Source organism: Agromyces cerinus subsp. cerinus (assembly GCF_900142065.1).
Taxonomy (GTDB): domain Bacteria; phylum Actinomycetota; class Actinomycetes; order Actinomycetales; family Microbacteriaceae; genus Agromyces; species Agromyces cerinus.
This window is the reverse complement of sequence record NZ_FSRJ01000004.1, coordinates 29697-52972: the sequence shown is the minus strand read 5'-3', so window position 1 is coordinate 52972 and position 23276 is coordinate 29697. Positions and strand designations below refer to the sequence as shown.

Here is a 23276-nt window from a genome sequence, read left to right as displayed (position 1 = left end):
GACGAGCGAGCGGATGCCTCGTGCCACCGGAGACCCGGCAGCCCGATTGATCGCCGAACTCACGGAGCGCGGCTTCAGGGTCGCCGTCGCGGAGTCACTCACGGGCGGCCTCGTGGTCGCCGAGCTCACGAGCGTGCCCGGGGCATCCGTCGTGGTCAGCGGCGGTGTCGTCGCGTACGACACCGCGGTGAAGCGATCGGTGCTTGGCGTCGACGACGAGCTGCTCGCCGCCGAGGGCGCCGTGCACCCCGAGGTCGCCCGGCAGATGGCCGATCGGGTGCGCGCCGTGCTCGCAGTCGACGGGCGAGCGGCCGAGCTCGGCATCGCGACCACCGGTGTCGCCGGGCCGACCGATCAGGACGGAAGGCCGGTCGGCACCGTCTTCGTCGGCCTCGCGTTCGACGGCGGGGTCGAGGCGATCGAGCTCCCGCTGCTGCAGGGCACCCGGGTGGAGATCCGCGCCGCGACCGTGCAGGCCGCGATCGAGGCGGCGCTCGTCAGGATCCAGCGCGCCTGAGCGCGTCGACGCAGGCGGCCGGCGTGAGGGCGCCGGGCGTCAGGCGTTCGGCACGCGGTAGCGGTGCTCGGGCCGGCCGGCCGTGCCGTAGCGAGGCGAGACCTCGGCGGCGCCGCTCGTGACGAGGTGTTCGAGGTAGCGACGTGCGCTGACGCGGGACATGCCGAGCGATTCGGCGATCTCGGCGGCCGAGGCATCCGTCTCGCACCTCGCGAGCTGTGTGGCGACGCGCTCGAGACTCACCGGTGACAGGCCCTTCGGCAGCACCGCACGACGTGCCGGCGCCGACCCGAGCACCTGATCGACCGCGCGTTGGTCGAGCGTGGTGCCCGGCATCGCCAGGTTCGCGGCGATCCCGCGGCGCACCTCGTCGAGTCGTTCGCCGAGGGTTGCGCCCGAGAAGGGCTTCACGAGGTAGTGGCGCACTCCGAGCTGTCGCGCCCGGCGCACGGTCTCGAGGTCGCGTGCGGCGGTGACGGCGATGACCTCGACGTCGTCATCGGCCGCGCGCAGCCGGCGGAGCACGTCGATGCCGCTGAAGTCGGGCAGGTAGACGTCGAGCAGCACGAGTTGCGGCCGGTGCAGCTCGATGGCCGAGAGGGCTTCGGCACCCGTATGGGCCTCGGCGACGACGGTGAAGCCCTGGCGCGCGTCCACGAAGGCGCGGTTGACCTGCGCGACGGCGAAGTCGTCGTCGACGATCACGACACGGATGTCGCTCATGCGTGCGCTCCCACGTCGGTGTCGGAGGCCGCCGTTCGCGCCCGCCGGTCGGGCGCGGGCCAGGGCAGTCGCACCGTGAAACGGGCGCCGCCCGTCGGCGAGGCGTCGACCTCCGCTGACCCGCCCAGCCGGGCGGCGATGCGCGTGACGATCGTCAGGCCGATGCCGCGCCGGGCCTTTCCCGGTGCCGCCGACTTGTCGCTCACATCGGGTTCGAAGATCGCGTCGCGCCGGTGCGGCGCGATGCCCGGGCCGTCGTCGTCGACCTGCACGACCACGGTCGCCGGTTCGAGGTCGTCGCGAATCGAGAGCGCGATGCGCCCGCCGAGCACGCACGCCTCGATGGCGTTGTCGAGCAGGTTGCCGACGACGGTGAGCAGTTCGGTGCGCGGGGCACCGTCGTCGACGGTGTCGAGGTGCGACCCGGGTGCCAGCACGAGTTCGAGTCCGAGCTCCTGTGCGCGAGACCGCTTCGCGAGCACGAGGGCGGCCGTCTCGACGTCGCCGATGCCGTCGTGCTCGTCGAGCGGCGAGAGCGCGCCGCCGCTGCCGACGCGCTCGATGAACGCGATCGCGGCATCGACGTGACCGAGTTCGAGCAGCCCGCTCACGACGTGCAGCTTGTTGGCGAACTCGTGCGACTGCGCGCGGAGCCCCTCAGCCAGGCCCTGCGCACCCTCGAGCTCGCGGAGCATCGTCTCGAGCTCGGTGCGGTCGCGGAGGATCGCGATCGAGCCCACCTCGCGGCCGTCGACGCGCACCCGGTCGCCGTGCACGAGCAGCACCCGTTCGCCCGACAGCACCGGTGTCTCGCGATTCTCGCCCGAGGCGATGAAGCTCGCGAGCTCGCGGTCGAGCACGTCGCCGACCTGCCTGCCGAGCGCCGCCTCGGGGTCTGCGACCTCGAGGAGTCGCGCCGCGGCGTCGTTCATGAGCACGATGCGCCCGCCGTCGTCGACGGCGACGAGCCCCTCGCGGATGCCGTGCAGCATCGCCTCGCGGGTCTCGAGGAGGGCCCGGATCTCGTCGGGCTCGAGTCCGTAGATCCGGCGACGGATGACGCGGCCGATCCAGGCCGAACCGATCACCCCGATCACGGCGGCCGCGACCAGCGCGACGAGGAGCACGGTGAGCCCTCCCGCGAAGTCGGCGCGCAGCTCGGACTCGAGGATGCCGACCGACACCTGCCCCATGACCTCGCCGTCGGGCGCGAAGATCGGCACCTTGACCCGCCATGACTCGCCGAGCGTGCCCGTCTGGGTGCCCACGTACACCTGCCCCGACAGCGGGATCGCCGGGTCGGTCGACACCTTCCCGCCGATGCGGTCGGGGTTCGGATGGGAGTAGCGGATGCCGTCGTCGTTCGCCACGACGATGTAGGTGACGTTCGACGCGCGCCGCACGACCTCCGCGACGGGCTGGATCGTCGCCGACGGGTCCTGGTCGTCGAATGCATCGGTGATGACCGGAAGGCCGGCGACCGATTGCGCGACCGCGATCATGCGGTCCTCGTAGGCGTCGCGGAGCTGCTGCTCCTGCATCCAGACCGCGGTGACGCCGGTGCCGACCACGGTCGTGAGCACGATGACGAGCTGCAGCAGCAGCAGCTGCATGCCAAGCGTCATCGACCGGCCCACCTGTCAAGTGTGCAGCACCGCGACCGGGCGGGCGCCCACGAGCCCGTGACCAATACGACCGAATCGACCGAAACGACCACTACGACCCTTACGACCGCAGACTTCCGACCCGGGTGACGCCCGGCCTAGCGTCGGCGGCACACCGATCGTCAGCCCGCGGATGAACCCGGGCACTCAAGGAGGAGCATTGCGATCTCACAGCTGGCCGCACCCGTCGGCCGCATCCACTCGGAACCCCCGCATCCCCGCGCGCATCGCCGTTGCGGGCATCGGCGTCGCCGCCCTGTTCGGCCTCGCAGCCTGTGCGGCCCCGGCCGGCCGCACGGGCGGTGAGGCGGATGCCGCGGCGGCATCCCTCGACGCCGTCAACCTGATCGCGCCCGCCGACCCCGGCGGCGGATGGGACCAGACGGCCCGCGCCATGTCCCAGGTGCTGACCGACGAGGAGCTCGTCGCGCAGGCGCCGGTGCAGAACATCGGCGGCGCAGGCGGCACCGTCGGTCTCGCCTCGCTCGCGAACGAGAAGGATCCGGCGACGCTCATGGTCACCGGCCTCGTCATGGTCGGCGCCGTCGAGACGAACGCCTCCGACGTGCGCATCGAGGACATGACGCCGATCGCGAAGCTCACCGAGGAGGCGCTGGTGCTCGTCGTGCCATCATCGTCGCCCTACAAGACCACCGAGGACCTCGTCGACGCGATCGTCGAGGAGGGTGCGGCGATCTCGGTCACCGGCGGATCGGCGGGCGGTGCCGACCACATCCTCGCCGGCATGCTCCTGACCGAGGCGGGGGTCGACGCTGCCGACATCCCTTCGACGCTCAACTACATCCCCAACTCGGGTGGCGGCGAGGCGGTCACGATGCTGCTCGGCAACACGGTGCAGGCGGGGATCTCGGGCGTCGGCGAATTCGTCGAGCAGATCGAGGCCGGCGAACTCCGCGCCCTCGCGGTCTCTTCGCCCGAGCCCGTCGACCTGCTGCCCGACACCCCGACCCTCGTCGAGGAGGGCTACGACGTCGAGCTGACCAACTGGCGGGGCCTCCTCGCGCCCGGCGGCATCTCCGACGCCGACATCGAGGCGCTCACGACGCTCGTCACCGAGATGCACGACTCCGAGGGGTGGAGCGCGACGCTCGAGGAGAAGGGCTGGGCCGATGCGTTCCTCGTCGGCGACGAGTTCCAGTCGTTCCTCGACGGCGACATCGCCGAGGTGACGCAGACGCTCACCACGATCGGACTGGTCGCACCATGACCGACGCGACACCGGCTCCCCTCGGCGCTTCGGCGCCGGGGGGAGCCGCCCCCGTTCGCGCACCGGTCGGCGAGTACGCCTTCGCCGCGGTGTGCGCCGCACTCGGGCTCTACGCGATCGTCGGAGCCGGATTCATCCGCGTGCCGCCGGGGTCGGCGAGCGTGCTCGGTCCCCGGGTCTTCCCGTACGCGGTCGGGGTGCTGCTCCTCGCGGCATCCGTCGCCGTCATCGTGCAGGTGGCCCGCGGCCGCCGCGGCGTGCCCGACGAAGGGGAGGACGTCGACCCCGACGCGCCGACCGACTGGCTCACCGTGGTGAAGCTCATCGTCTGCTTCCTCTCGCAGGTCGTGCTCATCGAGTTCGCGGGATGGCCGCTCGCGGTGACCGTGCTGTTCGCCGGGGCGGCCTGGTCGCTCGGCGCGAAGCGCTGGTGGATGGCCGTCGCCGTCGGGTTCGGCCTCGGACTCGTCACTCAACTCGTCTTCGGCTCATGGCTCGGACTCTCGCTCCCGGCCGGGCCGCTCCTCGACTGGATCCCGATCTTCAATGGATAGCCTCACCGCACTGCTCGAGGGCTTCGCCACCGCGCTGCAGCCCCAATACCTGCTCTACGCGCTCTTCGGCGTGTTCATCGGCACCGCCGTCGGCGTGCTGCCCGGCATCGGCCCCGCCATGACGGTCGCGCTCCTGCTGCCCCTCACCTACTCGCTCGACCCGACCGGCGCCCTCATCGTCTTCGCCGGCATCTACTACGGCGGCATGTACGGCGGGTCGACCACGTCGATCCTGCTGAACACGCCGGGGGAGTCATCGTCGATCGTGACGGCGCTCGAGGGCAATCGCATGGCGAAGGCGGGCCGCGGCGCCGCCGCGCTCGCGACCGCGGCGATCGGCTCGTTCGTGGCGGGCACGGCGGCGACCCTCGCCCTGACCTTCCTCGCGCCGGGCATCTCGAAGCTCGCGGTGCAGCTCGGCCCCGCCGACTACTTCGCGCTGATCGTGGTCGCGTTCCTCACCGTGGGCGCACTGCTCGGATCGAGCGTGCCGCGCGGGCTCGTCTCCCTCGGCCTCGGCCTCCTGCTCGGGCTCGTCGGCACGGAGGTGCTCTCGGGTCAGCAGCGCTACACCTTCGGCATCCCGAGCCTCGCCGACGGCATCGACGTCGTCATCATCGCCGTCGGCCTCTTCGCCCTCGGCGAGACGCTCTACGTCGCCTCGCGGCTCCGTCACGGCCCCGTGCGCGTCATTCCGGTGACGAAGGGCTGGCGCAGTTGGATGACGCGCAGCGACTGGTCGCGCTCGTGGCGACCGTGGTTGCGCGGCACCGTGATCGGGTTCCCGATCGGCACCATCCCTGCGGGCGGGGCGGATGTCGCGACGTTCCTCTCGTACGCCACGGAGCGGAAGCTCGCGAAGGGCGGTGCGCGGGCGGAGTTCGGTCGCGGCGCGATCGAGGGGGTCGCGGGGCCCGAGGCGGCCAACAACGCCGCAGCGGCCGGCGTGCTCGTGCCGTTGCTCACGCTCGGCCTGCCGACGACGGCCACGGCCGCGATCATCATCTCGGCGTTCCAGTCGTACGGCATCAGGCCCGGGCCGATGCTCTTCGAGAACCAGTCGGGTCTCGTGTGGGCCCTCATCGCGAGCCTCTACATCGGCAACGTGATGCTGCTCGTGCTGAACCTGCCGCTCGTCGGCATGTGGGTGAAGGTGCTGCGCATCCCTCGCCCGTACCTCTATGCGGGCATCCTCGCCTTCGCCGGGCTCGGGGCCTACGCCCTGCACTTCAACGTCTTCGACACCGTGACGCTGCTCGTGATCGGGCTCGTCGGCTTCCTCATGCGGCGCTACGGGTACCCGGTGGCGCCGATGGTGGTCGGCGGGATCCTGGGGCCGATGGCGGAGGAGCAGCTGCGCAAGTCCATGGCCATCAGCCAGGGCGACCTCGCCTATCTCGTGCACAGCCCGTTCGCGATCGTGGCCTACAGCACGCTCGCCGTCATCATCGTGCTCGGCATCTGGCTGAAGCGCCGCAAGGCGAAGCTCGAGGCGACGCCGACGCTCGTGCCGACGGCGGCCATCGCCGCCATCGAGGATCGGCAGCACGCGACATCCGGAACTCGAGGAGAATCCGGCCGGGACGCGGAATAGTCTTCGTGAACACCCTGTTACATGTGGCAGGTTCACACGAAAGCCCCAGTGTGCAACGCTAGATTGGTAGCACGGAGAGTCGGCTAGACTGACGCTCCCGTTTCCGGCTCCGGGGGAGCCGCAGGCAGAGAGAAGGAGGTTCCCGATGGTCCTGGTTCGACAGGAGATCGGCGATGTGCTGAGGGACTTCCGTCTGCAGAAGGGCCGTACCCTTCGTCAGGTCGCGTCCAAGGCCAGCGTCGCGCTCGGCTACCTGAGCGAGGTGGAGCGAGGCCAGAAAGAGGCGTCCTCCGAGATCCTCGCCTCCGTCGCCGACGCGCTCGACACGCCCATCTCGGTGATCATGCACGAGGTCGGAGACCGCATCGCGGTGCTCGAAGGCCTCTCGGTGGTGCCCGACAGTCTGCCCGACGAGCTCGTCGCCGAGTTCGACGCCGACCTGATGGTCCGCTGACCACTCCACATACGCAATGCAGATCGGCCGGTCGTCAGACCGGCCGATCGTCTGTCCAGAGGTGATCCGGTGAAGCAGAGCGAGTTCCAGGCCGCGGTCGCGGAGGAGTTCGGCGCCGGCTACGGCGGCGCGGTCGTCGGCGACCTCGTGCTCAACGCGCTCGGCGGCCGCACGGCCCGTGAGGCGCTCGCCGCCGGGGTGCGCCCGCGCGAGGTCTGGCTCGCGCTCTGCGAGGCGACGGATGTCCCCGAGGAGCGCCGGCACGGCGCCGGTCGCCCCGTGCCCGGGGAGACGCGTACGCCGCGGCACCCCTAATCCTGCGGCGCTCGCCGCGCGAACCTGCTCGCACTCGCGTCCGAAGACGTGTTCGACACGCGGGAGCATCTTCGAACATGCGTTCGGGAGCTGGGGTAGGCTCCTCAACAGCAGGAGCTCCAGCGCAGCTGTCCACATCCCCGTCGAATCGGCGACGGATGTCGGTGGCCGACCATACGGTCGATGCAACGGAACACACCGCAGACGCCTTGTCGCGAGACGCCGTGGGTCGGCACCGATCGGTCAGTGCCCGCAACCTGGAACGACAGCCTAGAGGCAGCCGCAATCGAGCAAGAAGGAGCCCCACCCATGGCATCAGCAGCAGACCGCGAGAAGTCACTCGAGACCGCCCTCGCGCAGATCGACCGCCAGTTCGGCAAGGGCTCGGTCATGCGCCTCGGCAGCGAAGATCGCGCCCCCGTCGAGGTCATCCCCACCGGCTCGATCGCCCTCGACATCGCGCTCGGCATCGGCGGTCTCCCGCGCGGCCGCATCATCGAGATCTACGGCCCCGAGTCGTCGGGTAAGACGACGCTGACCCTCCACGCCATCGCCAACGCGCAGCGCAACGGCGGCATCGCCGCGTTCATCGATGCCGAGCACGCGCTCGACCCCGAGTACGCGAAGAAGCTCGGCGTCGACATCGACGCGCTGCTCGTCTCCCAGCCCGACACGGGTGAGCAGGCGCTCGAGATCGCCGACATGCTCGTGCGGTCCGGCTCCATCGACCTCATCGTCATCGACTCGGTCGCGGCGCTCGTGCCCCGCGCCGAGATCGAGGGCGAGATGGGCGACTCCCACGTCGGCCTCCAGGCCCGACTCATGTCGCAGGCGCTCCGCAAGCTCACGGGTGGTCTCAGCCAGACCAACACCACGATGATCTTCATCAACCAGCTCCGCGAGAAGATCGGCGTGTTCTTCGGCAGCCCCGAAACCACCGCCGGCGGCAAGGCGCTGAAGTTCTACGCCTCGGTGCGGCTCGACATCCGTCGCATCGAGACGATGAAAGACGGCACGGAGGCGGTGGGCAACCGCACCCGGGTGAAGGTCGTGAAGAACAAGATGGCCCCGCCCTTCAAGCAGGCGGAGTTCGACATCCTGTACGGCACCGGCATCTCGCGTGAGGGCAGCCTCATCGACTTCGGCGTCGACCAGGCGATCGTCAAGAAGTCGGGTGCGTGGTACACGTACGACGGCGACCAGCTGGGCCAGGGCAAAGAGAACGCCCGCAACTTCCTGCTGCAGAACCCCGACATCGCGGCCGACATCGAGCAGAAGATCCTCGTGAAGCTGGGCGTCGGTCAGCCGGCCGCTGCAGCTGCGGCTGCTCCGGCGAACGTCGAGCCCATCGCACCGAAGCTCGGCCGCAAGGGCGCCTGAGTTCAGAACCACGACATGACCGGGGTGAGTCAGACATGAGCGACGCATCATCAGAACGACTCGCCCCGGTCACGTACCTGCCGTGGGCGAAGGCCGAGCCGACGCCGCCGACGCGGGCAGCGGCATCACGGAGCCGTCCCGCGCCTGAACCCGAGGTCGAACCCGAGGCGCCGCCTGTTGCGGCCGCACGGAGTCGTCCGAAGGCCGACGGCGGTCGTGGACGGCTTCGCCCGGTTTCGACGAACGAGACCTGGTTCGGGTCCGAGCAGGCAGAGCCAGTGGCGGAGCCGTCTGAGCCCGAAGAGACCGGAGCCGAGCGCGATGCGCGCATCGATCGGCTCGTCATCTCGCGGCTGCGCCGCTCGGCGCTCTCGGTGTCCGAGGTGCGTGCGGTGCTCGTCGAGCACGGGCTCGACGACATCGAGGTCGAGGAGTGGATCGAGCGCTATGAACGGCTCGGGTACCTCGACGACGCGAAGCTCGCAGAGCAGGTCGTGCACAGCCACGGCGTGCGCCGCGGCCGGGGCAGTGGGGCGATCATGCAGGAGCTCGGTCGCCGCGGCGTCGACAACGCACTCGCGCGCGCGGCTGTCGAGGATCTCGATCCCGAGACCGAACTCGAGAACGCACGAGCCGTCGCCGAGCGCCGGGCGCGCCAGTTGCGCGGCCTCGACCGTCAGACCGCCGAACGCCGGCTGTCGGCGTTCCTCCAGCGGCGGGGCTACCCGGGTGACATCGTGCGCGAGGCGGTGACGGCGGCACTCGCCGCAGAAGGCTCGTAAACTGGTGCGATCATGAGCACCATTCACGACGTCTCCAGTGATGAGCTGGCCGGCGACCAGCTCGCCGAAGCGGCAACGACGCCGCGTACGTACGAGGTCCGCACCTTCGGCTGCCAGATGAACGTGCACGATTCCGAGCGGCTCTCGGGCTCGCTCGAAGCCGCGGGCTACGTGCCCGCCGACGGTGCAGAGCCCGACGTCGTCGTCATCAACACGTGCGCCGTTCGCGAGAATGCCGACAACAAGCTCTACGGCAACCTCGGCCACCTCGCATCGGTCAAGCGCAGACACGAGGGCATGCAGATCGCCGTCGGCGGGTGCCTCGCGCAGAAGGACAAGAACGTCATCCTCGAGAAGGCGCCCTGGGTCGACGTCGTGTTCGGCACCCACAACATGGGCGCCCTCCCGAGCCTGCTCGAGCGTGCCCGGCACAACGACGAGGCGCAGCTCGAGATCCTCGACTCGCTCGAGGTGTTCCCGTCGACGCTGCCCACGAAGCGCGACTCCAGCTACAGCGGCTGGGTGTCGATCTCGGTCGGCTGCAACAACACCTGCACCTTCTGCATCGTGCCGGCGCTGCGCGGCAAAGAGAAGGATCGCCGCCCCGGCGACATCCTCGCCGAGATGCAGGCGCTCGTCGACGACGGCGTGATGGAGATCACACTGCTCGGCCAGAACGTGAACTCCTACGGCGTCGAGTTCGGCGACCGCCAGGCGTTCGGCAAGCTGTTGCGGGCCGCCGGGCAGATCGAGGGCCTCGAGCGAATCCGCTTCACGAGCCCGCACCCCGCGGCGTTCACCGACGACGTCATCGACGCGATGGCCGAGACGCCGAGCGTCATGCCGCAGCTGCACATGCCCTTGCAATCGGGTTCCGATCGCATCCTCAAGGCGATGCGCCGCTCCTACCGCTCCGAGAAGTTCCTCGGCATCCTCGACCGGGTGCGCGCGCGCATCCCGAACGCGGCGATCTCGACCGACATCATCGTGGGCTTCCCTGGCGAGACTGAAGAGGACTTCCAAGAGACGCTCCGCGTGGTCGAGGCGGCTCGGTTCGCCTCGGCATTCACGTTCCAGTACTCCATCCGCCCCGGCACTCCCGCGGCCACGATGGAGGACCAGGTGCCGAAGGAGGTCGTGCAGGAGCGCTATGAACGCCTCGCCGCCCTCCAAGACCGCATCTCGTGGGAGGAGAACCAGCGCCTCATCGGTCGGCCGGTCGAGGTGCTCGTGGCGACGGGCGAGGGCAAGAAGGACGCGGAGACGCATCGACTGAGCGGCCGAGCCGAAGACAGCCGCCTCGTGCACTTCGAGGTGCCCGCCGGCTCCGAGCTGCCGCGTCCCGGTGACGTCGTCTCCGTGACCATCACGCAGGCCGCGCCGTTCCACCTGATCGCCGACTCGCTCGACGACGCGCCGCTGCGCATCCGCCGCACCCGGGCCGGCGACGCGTGGGATCGGGCACAGGCCGAGAGCTGCGGCGTACCGGCCGCCCCCGGGACATCCGCCGCCGGCCGCGTCTCGCTCGGACTGCCGACGCTCCGCGCGCGCGGCGCCGAGCCGCTCATCTCGCCCGGCGTCGGCACGATGCCGATCTACGACCCCACCGACGGCCAACGCTGACGTGACCCTCATCGCGATCGTCGGCGCGACCGGCACGGGCAAGTCCGCATTCGCGCTCGACCTCGCCGAGGCGTACGGCAGGGTCGGCCGCGCCGCCGAGGTGGTGAACGCCGATGCGATGCAGCTCTACCGCGGCATGGACATCGGCACCGCCAAGCTCCCGCTCGCCGAGCGGCGCGGGGTGCCGCATCACCTGCTCGACGTGCTCGACGTCGTCGACGAGGCATCCGTCGCCGAGTACCAGACGGCGGCGCGCGCCGCGGTCGACCAGATCGTCGCCCGCGACGCGGTCGCGCTCCTCGTGGGCGGCTCCGGCCTGTACGTGTCGTCGGTCATCCACGACTTCCGCTTTCCGGGCACGGATGCCGCGGTGCGCGCACGGCTCGAGGCGGAGCTGGCCGCACAGGGCCCCGGCATGCTGCACGCGCGCCTCCGCGAGCTCGACCCCGTGACGGCGGCGAGCGTCGACGCGCAGAACGGGCGCCGTCTCGTGCGCGCCCTCGAGGTGATCGAGGTGACCGGGGAGCCGAAGGCCGCGCGGTTGCCCGACGAGCCCGTGCCATGGCGTTCCCATGGCATCGTGCACCTCCGCAGCGAGCGGGCGACGCTCGTCGAGCGCCTCGAGGAGCGGGTCGAGGGCATGTGGCGAGACGGTCTCGTCGACGAGGTGCGGGCGCTCATCCCGGCGGGCATCGAGCAGGGCGTGACCGCGCGCAGGGCCATCGGATACGCGCAGGCGCTCGGCGAGATCTCGGGACGGCTCCCGCGCGCCGAGGCGATCGCCGAGACGCAGCAGCTCACCCGCACCTACGCCCGCCGCCAGGTGAGCTGGTTCAAGCGCTACCGCGATGCGGTCACGATCGATGCCGACGACACCGTGGCACGCGGCACCGAACTCGCCCGGATCGCATCCGCGGACTGATCGGATGGCATTCGACCTGCGGCTCGCCGATGGCGCGAGCTGCGCCTCGCCGAGGGTGTCCGGATCGCAGCCATAGACTGATCGGATGGCATTCGATCTGCGGTTCACCAAGGGACAGGGCACCGGCAACGACTTCGTGCTCTTCAGCGATCCCGAGGGGGAGTCGGAACTCACCCCGACGCAGATCGCCGCGGTCTGCGACCGCCGGTTCGGCGTGGGCGCCGACGGAGTCATCCGCGCCGTGCGATCGGCGAACCTCGATGCGGGCGCCGCATCGCTCGCCGAAGACCCGCAGGCCGTGTGGTTCATGGACTACTGGAACGCCGACGGCACGGTCTCCGAGATGTGCGGCAACGGCATCCGCGTCTTCACGAGCTACCTGATCGACCAGGGCCTCGCCGATCTCGGCGCGAACGACTCGATCGCGATCGGCACCCGCGCCGGTGTTCGGACCGTGCGTCGCACGGTGGCGGGTTTCGAGGCCGACCTCGGCCTCTGGCGTCTGGCCGGCGGCGAGCCGCTCGTGCGCGGCAAGAGCCTGCCGGTCGCCCGGCCCGGCCTCGGCATCGACGTCGGCAACCCGCACATCGTCGTCGCCCTCGCCGATGACGAGGAGCTCGACGGGCTCGACCTCGCCTACCAGCCGATCATCGAGCCCGAACCCGAGGCGGGCGCCAACATCGAGTTCGTCGTGCCGGCCGAGCCGCTCGTCGAAGAGGGAGTCGGACGCATCCGCATGCGCGTGCACGAGCGCGGCTCCGGCGAGACGCTGTCGTGCGGCACCGGAGCGGTGGCCTCGGCCCTCGCGGTTCGATACTGGGCCGGCGAAGCGGCCCCCGACCGCTGGCGCGTGCAGGTGCCCGGCGGGGTGCTGGGCGTGCGCATGGTGCAGGCCGCCGACGGCGAGCACGTGGCGCTCTCCGGACCGGCCGAACTCGTGTTCGACGGCGTCCTCAGCCTCGCCTGAGCCGGCTGCGCCCGACGTTCGACGGGCGCCGTGCTCGCGTCAGCGAGCGGATGCCGCGGCGCTCACCTCGAGCACCCGGAAGCCCTTGTCCTGCGCCGCACGGTCGATGTCGAGGCCGAGGTCCTCGGCGATCCAGCGCTGCAACGACTCGGCGCCGAGGTGCTTGGCGACGACGAGCCAGGCGCTCGCATCGTCTTCCAGTCGGGGGAGCCAGTGTTCGAGGAGCGCGTGCAGTTCGGCCTTGCCCACCCGGATGGGCGGGTTCGACCAGATGCCGGCGAAGCGCACGTCGGCGGGAACATCGCCCGGCAGCACGGCGTTGACGTTCGTGATGCCGAGGCGTGCGCAGTTGCGGCGCACGAGGTCGAGGGCGCGCTCGTTGACGTCGACGGCCCACACCGTGGCATCCGGCGCCCGAAGCGCCAGCGAGATCGCGATCGGTCCCCAACCGCACCCGAGGTCGAGCAGGTCACCGCTCGCCGGCGGCGCGGGTGCGCGGTCGAGGAGGATCCGGGTGCCGGTGTCGAGGTGCTCGGGGCTGAAGACGCCGCCCGAGGTCGAGAGCGACAGCTCGCGCCCGGCGAGGGTCACGGAAATGGTGCGGAGAGTGGCCTCGCCGCCCGGACGAGAGGAGAAGTAGTGCTCGGAGGCCATACAGGGGAACCTATCGCAGCGATGGGAACTAGGGTTAATGCGATGAATGACGCCGAACAGACCTCCGCAGACGACGCCGTCGAGCGGGTGCTCAAGGGTGCAGAGACCAAGGCCGGGGTGACCCGTTTCGGATCCGATGCCGCCGAGGCGCTCATGTCGCCCGATTCGGTCGACGCGTTCGGCTCCGACACCGACGGCGAGCAGTACGACCGCGAGGCGCGGGCCGGTCTCCGCCGGGTCGGCGGACTCTCCACGGAACTCGAAGACGTCACCGAGGTCGAATACCGGCAACTGCGGCTCGAGAACGTCGTGCTCATCGGCGTGTACTCGCAGGGTTCGCAGGACGAGGCCGAGAACTCCATGCGTGAGCTGGCGGCCCTCGCCGAGACAGCCGGAGCCAGGGTGCTCGACGGCGTGCTCCAGCGCCGCCCGCACCCCGACCCGAGCACCTACCTCGGCCGCGGCAAGGTCGACGAGCTGCGGCACATCGTCGCCTCGCTCGGAGCCGACACGGTCGTCGCCGACACCGAGCTCGCACCGAGCCAGCGGCGCGCCCTCGAAGACGCGATCAAGGTCAAGGTCATCGACCGCACCGCGGTCATCCTCGACATCTTCAGCCAGCACGCGAAGAGCCGCGAGGGCAAGGCGCAGGTCGAACTCGCCCAGCTCGAGTACCTCCTGCCGCGACTGCGCGGCTGGGGCGAGTCGATGTCGCGCCAGGCCGGTGGCCAGGTAGGCGGGGCCGGGGCCGGCATGGGTTCCCGCGGCCCCGGTGAGACGAAGATCGAGCTCGATCGCCGCCGCATCCACTCGCGCATGGCGAAGCTCCGCAAGCAGATCGCCGGCATGAAGCCCGCACGCGAGGCGAAGCGCGCCAACCGCAGGCGCAACGCGGTGCCCTCGGTCGCGATCGCCGGGTACACGAACGCCGGCAAGTCGAGCATCCTGAACCGCATCACCGGCGCCGGGGTGCTCGTCGAGAACGCCCTGTTCGCCACGCTCGACGCGACCGTGCGCCGCAACACGACGGCCGACGGCCGCGTCTACACGATCGCCGACACCGTCGGCTTCGTGCGCAACCTCCCGCACCAGCTCGTCGAGGCGTTCCGATCGACGCTCGAGGAGGTCGGCGACTCCGACCTCATCGTGCACGTCGTCGACGCGGCCCACCCCGACCCCGCCGGGCAGATCGCAACGGTGCGCGACGTGATCGGCGAAGTCGGCGCACGCGACATCCCCGAACTCATCGTCTTCAACAAGGCCGACCTCGTGACGCCCGAAGACCGCCTCGTGCTGCGCGGGCTCGAGCCCGGCGCGATCTTCGCGTCGGCGCGCACCGGCGAGGGCATCCCCGAGGTGCTCGAGGCCATCGCCCGCATGATGCCCGACCCCGCCGTCGAGATCGACCTGCTCGTGCCGTACGACCGGGGCGACGTCGTCTCGACGCTGCACGAGACCGGTCGAGTGCTCTCGATCGAATACCTCGAAGACGGCACGCGCGTGCGCGCGCTCGCCTCGCCCGAGCTGGCCGGCCAGCTCGAGGAGTTCGCCGCGGCGCCCGCGGGGGCCTGAGCCGCGGCATCCGCCCTCGGAGACCGGCGCTTCGGCGACCGGCGCTTCGGCGACCGGCGCTTCGGCGACCCGTGAGTCGATGGCGGATGCGCCGGTGACCGCTGCGCGTCACCGTGCGTCACAGTCGTGCGATGGCGCACACCTCCGCGTATCGTCGCTCCTGATCGATCAGTGACCGGCCAACGCCGAGCACTTGGAGCGACCGCCGAGCCCGGCACCCGCCCGCGACATCCCACCCGCCGTTCCGGCCGGGGGAACGCGGCCTGCCGTGTTCTTCCCGTTGCCGCTCGCCACGCAGGAGCACCATGGCATCGACCGCAACCGACGCATCGGGCGCCGACTGTCGCCCCCGACTGCCGCTCTCCTTCGAGCTCTTCCCGCCGCGCACCGATGCTGCGGCGCTCGCCCTCGGCCGCACGATCGACCGGCTCGCCGAGGTCGATCCCGCGTTCATCTCGGTGACGTTCGGCGCCGGCGGCAGCTCGCGAGCCCGCTCGCTGACGGTGCTCCGCTACATGCTCGAGCACACCCATGTCGAGCCGATGGCGCACCTGACGTGCGTGGGCTCCTCGCACGCCGAGGCCAACCGGCTCGTGCGCGAGTTCCTCGACGCGGGCATCACGAGCTTCCTCGCCCTGCGCGGCGATCCGCCGGCGGATGCCGACCCCGACGCGGGCATCGGCGACCTGGGCAGCGCCGCCGAGCTCGTGCAGCTCATCCACCGGGTGCAGGAGGAGCGGGAGCCCTTCGGCCAGGTCGGCGTGCCCGGCAACCCCGGCGCGTCGCGCATCAGGGCGCGGCCGCGTCCCGAGCGAGTCGCGGTCGCGGCGTTCCCGACCGGTCACCCGCGGTCGCGGAACCTCGGACACGACGTCGACACGCTGCTCGCGAAGGAGATCGCCGGGGCGAACCTCGCGATCACCCAGCTCTTCTGGCGCGCCGACGACTACCTCGGTTTCGTCGAGCGCGCCCGCGCCGGCGGGGTCACGATCCCGATCCTGCCGGGCATCATGCCCGTCACGAACCCGGCGCGGCTGTCGCGGCTGACCGAGCTGACGGGCGTCGAGCCGCCGGCCGAGCTCGCCATCGACCTCGAGATCGAGCCGGATGCCGCGGGGCAGACCGAACTCGGCATCGCCTTCGCCACCCGGCTCGCCGCCGAGGTGATCGCAGGGGACGCCCCTGGCCTGCATCTCTACACCTTCAACCGCCATGAAGCCGTGCTCGACGTCGTCGACCGGCTCGGGCTGCGAACCGACCGGTTCGCCGACGAGAGGAACACCGCACGATGACCACCCCCGCACCCGTCTTCCCGAACGCGACGATCCTGGGTTATCCCCGCATCGGTCGACGCCGCGAGCTCAAGCGAGCCGTCGAGGCGTTCTGGTCCGGCTCGATCACCGCGGAACAGCTCGAGCACGAGGCCGCCGAGCTGCGCGCGGCGACTCGCGAGCGCCTCGCGTCGCTCGGGCTGGCTCGCACCGGCTCGGCCATCCCCGAGACGTTCTCGTTCTACGACCAGGTGCTCGACACCGCCGTCGCCGTCGGCGCGGTGCCCGAGCGCTTCGCCGGTCTCGCCGACGAGCAGGGCCGGGTCGACCTCGCCGCGTACTTCACGATCGCCCGGGGCATCGGCGACGACGCACCGCTCGAGATGACGAAGTGGTTCGACTCCAACTACCACTACCTCGTGCCCGAGATCGGCCCCGACACCGTGTTCTCGCTGCACGCCGAGCGCATCCTCGCCGAGTTCACCGAGGCGAAGGAGGCCGGCTTCACGACACGTCCCGTGATCGTCGGTCCGGTGACCTTCCTGCTGCTCGCGAAGGCGGCCGACGGCGCCCCGGCCGGCTTCGCGCCGATCGACCGCCTCGCCGACCTCGTGCCCGTCTACGGCGAGCTGCTCGAGCAGCTCGCCGCGGCCGGTGCCGAGTGGGTGCAGCTCGACGAGCCCGCGCTCGTGAGCGAGAGCCTCGACGTCGACCGGGCCCGCGTGATCGAGTCGGTCGGCATCGCCTACGACGCACTCGGCGCGCTCGACGCCCGCCCGGCGATCTTCGTCGCCGCTCCCTACGGCTCCCTCGACGATGCCCTGCCCGCCCTGGCGGCGGCGCCCGTCGAGGCGATCGGCCTCGACCTCGTCCGCGGCTCGCTGCCCGAGGGACTCGACCCGGTGACGGCGGAGGCTCTCGCCGCGAAGACCCTCGTCGCCGGCGTCATCGACGGCCACAACATCTGGCGCGGCGACCTCGCCGCCGCGTTCGAACGGGTGGCCGCCGTGCAGCACCTCTCATCGGCCGTCTCGGTGTCGACCTCGACGTCGCTGCTGCACGTTCCCCACGACGTCGCCGACGAAGACGAACTCGACGCGCGACTCGTCTCGTGGCTCGCGTTCGCCGACCAGAAGGTCGGCCAGGTGGCCGTGCTCGGTCGCGGGCTCGCCGAGGGACGCGGCGCGATCGAGGGCGAGCTCGCCGCGGCATCCGCTGCCCTCGCCGACCGCGACGCCGCGCCCGGCGTGCGCGTGCCTTCGGTGCGCGACCGTCTCGCGGGGCTCGCCGAGCGGGACTTCGCCCGGGTGAGCTACGACGAGCGCGTCGCGGCGCAGGAGTCGCTGGAACTGCCCGAGCTGCCGACGACCACGATCGGATCGTTCCCGCAGACGACCGAGATCCGTCGGGCACGTGCCCGTCTCGTCAAGGGCGAGCTGCCCGCAGACGACTACGCGGCGCTCATGCGCGCCGAGATCGAGCGCGTCGTGCGGCTGCAGGAGGAACTGGGTCTCGACGTCCTCGTGCACGGCGAGCCCGAGCGCAACGACATGGTGCAGTACTTCGCCGAACTGCTCGACGGCTTCGCGGTGACGAAGCACGGCTGGGTGCAGTCCTACGGCTCGCGCTGCACGCGACCGTCGATCCTCTGGGGCGACGTCTCGCGGCCCGCGCCGATGACCGTCGAGTGGTCGAGCTACGCGCAGTCGCTGACCGAGCAGCACATGAAGGGCATGCTCACCGGGCCGGTCACGATCCTCGCGTGGTCGTTCGTGCGGGACGACCAGCCGCTCGGCGACACGGCGCGACAGGTGGCCCTCGCGCTCCGCGACGAGATCACCGACCTCGAGACGGCGGGCATCCGCATCATCCAGGTGGACGAGCCCGCACTGCGCGAGCTGCTGCCGCTGAAGCTGGCCGATCAGCCCGCCTACCTCGACTGGTCGGTCGGCTCGTTCCGCCTCGCGACGGGCGGTGCCGTGCCCGGCACGCAGGTGCACACGCACCTCTGCTACTCCGAGTTCGGCGTCGTCATCGACGCGATCAAGAACCTCGACGCCGACGTCACCTCGATCGAGGCGGCCCGCAGCCGCATGGAGGTCGTCGACGATCTCGAGACGAGCGGCTTCGATCACGGCATCGGCCCGGGCGTCTACGACATCCACTCGCCGCGAGTGCCCGGTGTCGCCGAGGTGCAGGCGCTGCTGGAGCGTGCGGCCGGGGCGATCCCCGCGACGCGACTCTGGGTCAACCCCGACTGCGGATTGAAGACCCGCGGCTACGAGGAGACCGTCGAGTCGCTGCGGCACATCGTCGAGGCGACCGTGGCGGTCCGCGCCGAGCGCGCCGCCCCGGTGCTCGCCGGGTAGCGACAGCCGAGCGGATGCCGCGGCTCGCGGCATCCGCACGGCTCACGCCGGGGTGATGCACAGGCGCGGAACGTATGGTCGACGCATGCAACTCGCGGTCCACGAATCCGGCGGGGGCGCGCGAACCGCGGTCCTCATCCACGGCATCATGTCGGACTCGCGCGCCTGGCACCGCGTCACCGCCGAGCTCGAGGCGCAGGGCTTCCGCGTGCTCGCGGTCGACCTCGCCGGCCACGGCCGCAGCCCTCGTGCGGTGCGCTACTCGCCCGCCGCCTGGGCGAGCGATGTCGTCGAGACGCTCGAACCGCTGCTCGACGGCCCGCCCGACATCGTCATGGGGCACTCGCTCGGTGGACTCGTCGCGAGCATCGTGGCCGATCGACTCGCGCCCCGCGCGGCGATCTACATCGACCCGGCGTTCTCATTCCCCAAGGGGGTCAAGGGCTGGGCGTTCAAGGCGTTCTTCGCCGTGGCACCCCGGCCGCGCCGGTCGGCCCTCGTGCGCATGAACCCGAAGTGGAGCGCCGTCGACGTCGACATCGAGCTCGCGACGCTTCGCGACTGGGACAAGCGCACCATCCTCGCGTTCACCGACACCCGGCCGCTCGTGCCGCCGGCGCGACTCGTGGCGCCCACCCTCGTGGTGCTCGCCGAGAAGAGCCTGCTCATCACGTCGAAGGTCGCTCGCCAGCTGCGCCGCCAGGGCATGACCGTCGAGACCCTGCAGGGCACGGGGCACACCGTGTTCCGCGACGATCACGCCGGATTCATGGACGCAGTGCTCGGGTGGTTGCGCGAGCTGGCACCGACCACGCCGGAACCGGTGGCCGTCGGAGTGCGTTCCGCCGCGTAGCGGGCGACATCCGCTCCCGGTCGGCGCGCGCGTCGGCTGGGACGGCTGCCGACGTCGGCGTCAGACCGAGCGCAGCACCGCGACGATCTTGCCGAGCACCTCGGCGTGGTCGCCGACGATGGGCTCGAACGCGCTGTTGCGGGGGAGCAGCCAGGTGTGGCCGTCGCGCTGGCGGAACACCTTGACGGTCGCCTCCCCGTCGAGCATCGCGGCGACGATCTCGCCGTTCTCGGCGGTGCGCTGCGATCGCACGACGACCCAGTCGCCGTCGCAGATGGCGGCATCGATCATGGAGTCGCCGACGACTTTCAGCATGAACAGCTCGCCCTTGCCGACCAGCTGGCGGGGGAGCGGGAAGACCTCGTCGACCTGCTGCTCGGCCGTGATGGGCACGCCGGCCGCGATGCGCCCGACGAGGGGCACCATCGCGGCGTCGCCGACGGGAGTCGGATCGGACTGCGTGGCCGTGCGGTCGGTCACGCCGGGCAGTTCGATGAGCACCTCGAGGGCGCGGGGGCGGTTGGGGTCGCGTCGGAGGTAGCCGGCGAGCTCGAGCTGGTTGAGCTGGTGGGTCACGCTCGAGAGCGAGGAGAGGCCGACCGCATCGCCGATCTCGCGCATGCTCGGCGGGTAGCCGCGGCTCGAGACCGAACGCTGGATCATCTCGAGGATGGCGATCTGCTTCGCGCTCAGACTCTTGCGGCGGCGTGGCCTGCCGGCTGCCTGCACGTCGTCGATGTCGGTGCTCAACGTCTCCGCCCCTCGTAGCGGCCAAGCGGCCGGATGTCGGTGGTGTCTGGTCGACTGTCTTCCAGACATTCGAAACTGTATCCGCCTCACGTGTGTGCGGCAAACATCTGTTCGAGTGTGTCGGAGATCCGGTTCCCGGGTTTCCGGAGTTTCATCCTTGCAATGTTCGAAATTCGAATGTATGTTCGGAACAGAGTTTCGCATCCGGCCCTCCCGGCCGAGGGTCGGGTGCGGCTCCCACAGGAGGTGTGACATGAGCGCAGCGATCGCAACGACCGGCTTCCAGCCCTCGCGGGCCCTTCCGCGTGAATCGGCACGGAGCAACGATTCTTCATCGAGCACCGTGGTGCGCACGCGGCTCCGGCTGACCCGCCGCGGTCGCGTCGTCTTCACCACGCTCGCAGCGCTTCCGCTCGTGATCTGGGCATTCGTCGCGGTGCTCGGGTCGGGGGGCGCCGCCGCCGATGTCGACTCCGTCGGCGCGGCCTTCGACTATGTGACCGTCGCCCAGGGCGACTCGCTCTGGGCGATCGCCGAATCGATCGACCCCAGTGGCGACGTGCGCGATGTCATCGACGAGATCATCCGGCTCAACGGCCTCGATGACGCGGTCGTCGAGCCCGGGCAGCGGCTCGCATTGCCGCTCGCCAGGTGACGATCGGCGCGTGACGGTCGTCACGTGACGACCGACTGAAACACTCGCACGAGCCTCGTTAGGCTTGCAGGGTGACGAGTCTCGAAGACCTCCCCATCCGCGACGACCTCCGCGGTCGCACCCCGTACGGGGCTCCGCAGCAGGCCGTGCCGGTCGCGCTCAACGTCAACGAGAACACGCATCCGATTCCCGAGGCCGTCGCGCACGACATCGTCGCCCGCGTCGCCGCCGCGATCATGACGCTCAACCGCTACCCCGACCGCGAGTTCTCCGCGCTGCGCCGAGCACTCGCCGACTACCTCGGGCACGATCTCGACCCCGCGCAGATCTGGGCGGCGAACGGGTCCAACGAAGTGCTGCAGCACATCATGCAGGCCTATGGCGGGCCAGGGCGCTCGGTGCTGGGGTTCGCACCGACGTACTCCATGTACGGACTGCTCGCCTCGGGCACCGGCACCGAGTGGATCACCGCGGGCCGTGACGACGAGTTCGAGCTCGGCCCCGAGACGGCAGTCGCCGCGGTGCGCGAGCACGACCCCGACATCGTGCTGCTCTGCGCGCCGAACAACCCGACGGGCACGCCGCTCTCGATCGAGACGATCGAAGCGGTCGCCGACGCCGCACGCGGCATCGTCGTCGTCGACGAGGCGTACTTCGAGTTCGCCGAACCCGGCACCCCGAGCGCGCTCACCCTGCTCGAGGGACGGCCGCGTCTGCTCGTCTCGCGCACGATGAGCAAGGCGTTCGCCTTCGCCGGCGCACGCGTCGGCTATCTCGCGGGCGACCCTGCGGCGATCGACGCACTCCGACTCGTGCGCCTGCCCTACCACCTGTCGGCGCTGACCCAGGCGGCCGCTCTCGGCGCGCTCGCCCACTCGGCCGAGATGCTCGCGATGGTCGACGAGATCCGCGGACAGCGGGAGCGCATCTCCGACGAGCTCGCCCGGCTCGGCTTCCACCCGTACCGCAGCGGCTCGAACTTCGTGCTGTTCGGCGGGGTCGACGACCCTCGCGCCGTGTTCGAGCAGCTGCTCGCCCGCGGCATCCTGATCCGGGAGATCGGCATCCCCGGCCACCTGCGGGTCACCGCGGGCACGGAGGCCGAGACCACGGCCTTCCTCGAAGCGATCGCCGTATCCGCCCCGAATAGGATTGCCTCATGACCGCAACGAGCCCTTCGCGCACCGCCCGGGTGCAGCGTGAGACGAGCGAATCCAGCATCGACCTCTCGATCGACCTCGACGGCACCGGGTCGAGCGACATCGAGACCGGTGTACCGTTCTACGACCACCTGCTCACGGCGTTCGCGAAGCACTCGTTGACCGACCTGACGGTGCGGGCGAGCGGCGACCTCGAGATCGACGTGCACCACACGGTCGAAGACGTCGGCATCGTGCTCGGCCAGGCCATCAAGCAGGCGCTCGGCGACAAGCGCGGCATCTCCCGCTACGGCGACGCGCTCGTGCCGCTCGACGAGGCGCTCGCGCAGGCGGTCGTCGACATCTCGGGTCGGCCGTTCCTCGTGCACACGGGCGAGCCCGCCGGCTTCGAGTACCACCTCATCGGCGGTCACTTCACGGGTTCCATGGTGCGTCACGTGTTCGAGGCGATCGCATACAACGCGGCGCTCACGGTGCACGTGACCGTGCTCGGCGGCCGCGACCCCCACCACATCGCCGAAGCGGAGTTCAAGGCGTTCGCGCGCGCGTTCCGCCAGGCGAAGGCGTTCGACCCACTGGTGTCGGGCGTGCCGTCGACCAAGGGCGCGCTGTGACCCGCAGCCGTCGTGTCGTCGTGCTCGACTACGGCTCGGGCAACGTGCACTCGGCCGCGAAGGCACTCGAACATGCCGGTGCCGAGGTCACGGTGACCGCCGATCGCACGGCAGCGCTCGAAGCCGACGGGCTCCTCGTGCCCGGGGTCGGTGCCTTCAAGGCCGTCATGGACCAGCTGCACGCGGTGCGCGGCGGCGAGATCATCGATCGTCGACTCGCGGGCGGACGCCCGGTGCTCGGCATCTGCGTCGGCATGCAGGTGCTCTTCGAGCGCGGCGTCGAACGCGGCGTCGACACCGAGGGTCTCGGCGAATGGCCCGGAGTCGTCACCGAACTGCCCGCCCCGGTACTGCCGCACATGGGCTGGAACACCGTCGAGGCGGGTGAGGGCTCCGCGCTCTTCGCCGGCGTCGAAGACGAGCGGTTCTACTTCGTGCACTCGTTCGCCGCTCAGGAGTGGCTGCTCGACGTCGAGCCGCCGTTCCCTGCGCCGACGCTGACCTGGGCCGAGCACGGCGGCCGGTTCCTCGCCGCCGTCGAGAACGGCCCGTTGACGGCGACCCAGTTCCACCCCGAGAAGTCGGCCGATGCGGGCATCCGCCTGCTCGCCAACTGGATCGGGACCCTCGGCTGAGCCGTTCGGCCGTCACGTGC

23 protein-coding genes are annotated in these 23276 nt (G+C 70.7%); 19 read left to right on the top strand and 4 right to left on the bottom strand.

Annotated elements, in window-relative coordinates:
* Positions 1-13: 13 nt before the first annotated feature.
* Positions 14-517, top strand: a complete 504-nt coding sequence (locus tag BUR99_RS14495) for a CinA family protein (protein ID WP_074261114.1) — start codon at positions 14-16, stop codon at positions 515-517.
* A gap of 39 nt (positions 518-556) precedes the next feature.
* Here BUR99_RS14495 and BUR99_RS14490 read toward each other — a convergent pair whose 3' ends face one another.
* The gene (locus tag BUR99_RS14490; RefSeq protein ID WP_074261113.1) at positions 557-1240 is read right to left on the bottom strand and encodes a response regulator; all 684 of its coding nucleotides are present in this window, start codon (positions 1238-1240) and stop codon (positions 557-559) included.
* On the bottom strand, positions 1237-2865 hold the full coding sequence (locus BUR99_RS14485) for an ATP-binding protein (protein ID WP_074261584.1): 1629 nt from the start codon (positions 2863-2865) through the stop codon (positions 1237-1239). Before BUR99_RS14485 ends, BUR99_RS14490 begins: the two co-directional genes overlap by 4 nt.
* Positions 2866-3064: 199 nt before the next feature.
* Here BUR99_RS14485 and BUR99_RS14480 point away from each other — a divergent pair, with 199 nt between their 5' ends.
* The 10 genes from BUR99_RS14480 (at position 3065) to dapF (ending at position 12723) form a co-directional block, all read left to right on the top strand.
* Complete coding sequence (locus BUR99_RS14480) at positions 3065-4132, top strand: Bug family tripartite tricarboxylate transporter substrate binding protein (RefSeq protein WP_234980871.1); 1068 nt, start codon at positions 3065-3067, stop codon at positions 4130-4132.
* Positions 4129-4686: a tripartite tricarboxylate transporter TctB family protein gene (locus BUR99_RS14475; RefSeq protein WP_074261112.1), complete on the top strand. Its 558-nt coding sequence runs from the start codon at positions 4129-4131 to the stop codon at positions 4684-4686. Before BUR99_RS14480 ends, BUR99_RS14475 begins: the two co-directional genes overlap by 4 nt.
* Entirely contained in the window at positions 4679-6280 is a 1602-nt protein-coding gene (locus BUR99_RS14470) for a tripartite tricarboxylate transporter permease (protein WP_084184040.1), read from the top strand. Before BUR99_RS14475 ends, BUR99_RS14470 begins: the two co-directional genes overlap by 8 nt.
* Positions 6281-6425: 145 nt before the next feature.
* Positions 6426-6734, top strand: a complete 309-nt coding sequence (locus BUR99_RS14465) for a helix-turn-helix domain-containing protein (RefSeq protein ID WP_056013571.1) — start codon at positions 6426-6428, stop codon at positions 6732-6734.
* A 69-nt stretch (positions 6735-6803) separates the two neighbouring features.
* Positions 6804-7049, top strand: coding sequence for a DUF3046 domain-containing protein (locus BUR99_RS14460; RefSeq protein ID WP_074261111.1), 246 nt, complete (start codon positions 6804-6806; stop codon positions 7047-7049).
* 309 nt (positions 7050-7358) lie between these two features.
* The gene (gene recA, locus BUR99_RS14455; RefSeq protein WP_074261110.1) at positions 7359-8429 is read left to right on the top strand and encodes a recombinase RecA; all 1071 of its coding nucleotides are present in this window, start codon (positions 7359-7361) and stop codon (positions 8427-8429) included.
* Between the two features lie 35 nt (positions 8430-8464).
* Complete coding sequence (locus BUR99_RS14450; protein ID WP_074261109.1) at positions 8465-9211, top strand: regulatory protein RecX; 747 nt, start codon at positions 8465-8467, stop codon at positions 9209-9211.
* 12 nt (positions 9212-9223) lie between these two features.
* Entirely contained in the window at positions 9224-10834 is a 1611-nt protein-coding gene (miaB, locus tag BUR99_RS14445) for a tRNA (N6-isopentenyl adenosine(37)-C2)-methylthiotransferase MiaB (protein WP_074261108.1), read from the top strand.
* Position 10835: 1 nt separating this feature from the next.
* A complete protein-coding gene (gene miaA, locus BUR99_RS14440) occupies positions 10836-11756 on the top strand; it encodes a tRNA (adenosine(37)-N6)-dimethylallyltransferase MiaA (protein ID WP_074261107.1) in 921 nt (306 codons plus the stop codon).
* An 85-nt stretch (positions 11757-11841) separates the two neighbouring features.
* Entirely contained in the window at positions 11842-12723 is an 882-nt protein-coding gene (gene dapF, locus BUR99_RS14435; RefSeq protein WP_074261106.1) for a diaminopimelate epimerase, read from the top strand.
* A 39-nt stretch (positions 12724-12762) separates the two neighbouring features.
* On the opposite strand, the gene BUR99_RS14430 is transcribed toward dapF, so the two are convergent.
* Positions 12763-13377, bottom strand: coding sequence for a class I SAM-dependent methyltransferase (locus tag BUR99_RS14430; RefSeq protein WP_074261105.1), 615 nt, complete (start codon positions 13375-13377; stop codon positions 12763-12765).
* A gap of 42 nt (positions 13378-13419) precedes the next feature.
* On the opposite strand from BUR99_RS14430, the gene hflX reads away from it, so the two are divergent.
* The 4 genes from hflX (at position 13420) to BUR99_RS14410 (ending at position 19442) form a co-directional block, all read left to right on the top strand.
* Positions 13420-14949 (top strand): GTPase HflX, encoded by a 1530-nt coding sequence (gene hflX, locus BUR99_RS14425; protein WP_074261104.1) that lies wholly within the window; start codon positions 13420-13422, stop codon positions 14947-14949.
* A 305-nt stretch (positions 14950-15254) separates the two neighbouring features.
* Positions 15255-16241 carry a methylenetetrahydrofolate reductase gene (locus tag BUR99_RS14420; RefSeq protein WP_074261103.1) on the top strand — a complete coding sequence of 329 codons (987 nt, stop codon included), beginning with the start codon at positions 15255-15257 and terminating at the stop codon, positions 16239-16241.
* Positions 16238-18589, top strand: coding sequence for a 5-methyltetrahydropteroyltriglutamate--homocysteine S-methyltransferase (gene metE, locus BUR99_RS14415; protein WP_074261102.1), 2352 nt, complete (start codon positions 16238-16240; stop codon positions 18587-18589). The genes BUR99_RS14420 and metE overlap by 4 nt, the downstream gene beginning before the upstream one ends.
* A gap of 85 nt (positions 18590-18674) precedes the next feature.
* Positions 18675-19442, top strand: a complete 768-nt coding sequence (locus tag BUR99_RS14410; protein ID WP_074261101.1) for an alpha/beta fold hydrolase — start codon at positions 18675-18677, stop codon at positions 19440-19442.
* 60 nt (positions 19443-19502) lie between these two features.
* On the opposite strand, the gene lexA is transcribed toward BUR99_RS14410, so the two are convergent.
* Positions 19503-20180 (bottom strand): transcriptional repressor LexA, encoded by a 678-nt coding sequence (gene lexA / locus BUR99_RS14405; RefSeq protein ID WP_074261582.1) that lies wholly within the window; start codon positions 20178-20180, stop codon positions 19503-19505.
* A 265-nt stretch (positions 20181-20445) separates the two neighbouring features.
* Between lexA and BUR99_RS14400 the strand changes: the two genes are divergently transcribed.
* The 4 genes from BUR99_RS14400 to hisH all read left to right on the top strand — a co-directional run bounded on the left by BUR99_RS14400 (position 20446) and on the right by hisH (position 23256).
* Complete coding sequence (locus BUR99_RS14400) at positions 20446-20847, top strand: LysM peptidoglycan-binding domain-containing protein (protein WP_084184039.1); 402 nt, start codon at positions 20446-20448, stop codon at positions 20845-20847.
* Between the two features lie 71 nt (positions 20848-20918).
* The gene (locus tag BUR99_RS14395) at positions 20919-22010 is read left to right on the top strand and encodes a histidinol-phosphate transaminase (RefSeq protein WP_074261099.1); all 1092 of its coding nucleotides are present in this window, start codon (positions 20919-20921) and stop codon (positions 22008-22010) included.
* Positions 22007-22621: an imidazoleglycerol-phosphate dehydratase HisB gene (gene hisB, locus BUR99_RS14390; protein ID WP_074261098.1), complete on the top strand. Its 615-nt coding sequence runs from the start codon at positions 22007-22009 to the stop codon at positions 22619-22621. The genes BUR99_RS14395 and hisB overlap by 4 nt, the downstream gene beginning before the upstream one ends.
* Positions 22618-23256 carry an imidazole glycerol phosphate synthase subunit HisH gene (gene hisH / locus BUR99_RS14385; RefSeq protein ID WP_074261097.1) on the top strand — a complete coding sequence of 213 codons (639 nt, stop codon included), beginning with the start codon at positions 22618-22620 and terminating at the stop codon, positions 23254-23256. Before hisB ends, hisH begins: the two co-directional genes overlap by 4 nt.
* Positions 23257-23276 lie beyond the last annotated feature (20 nt).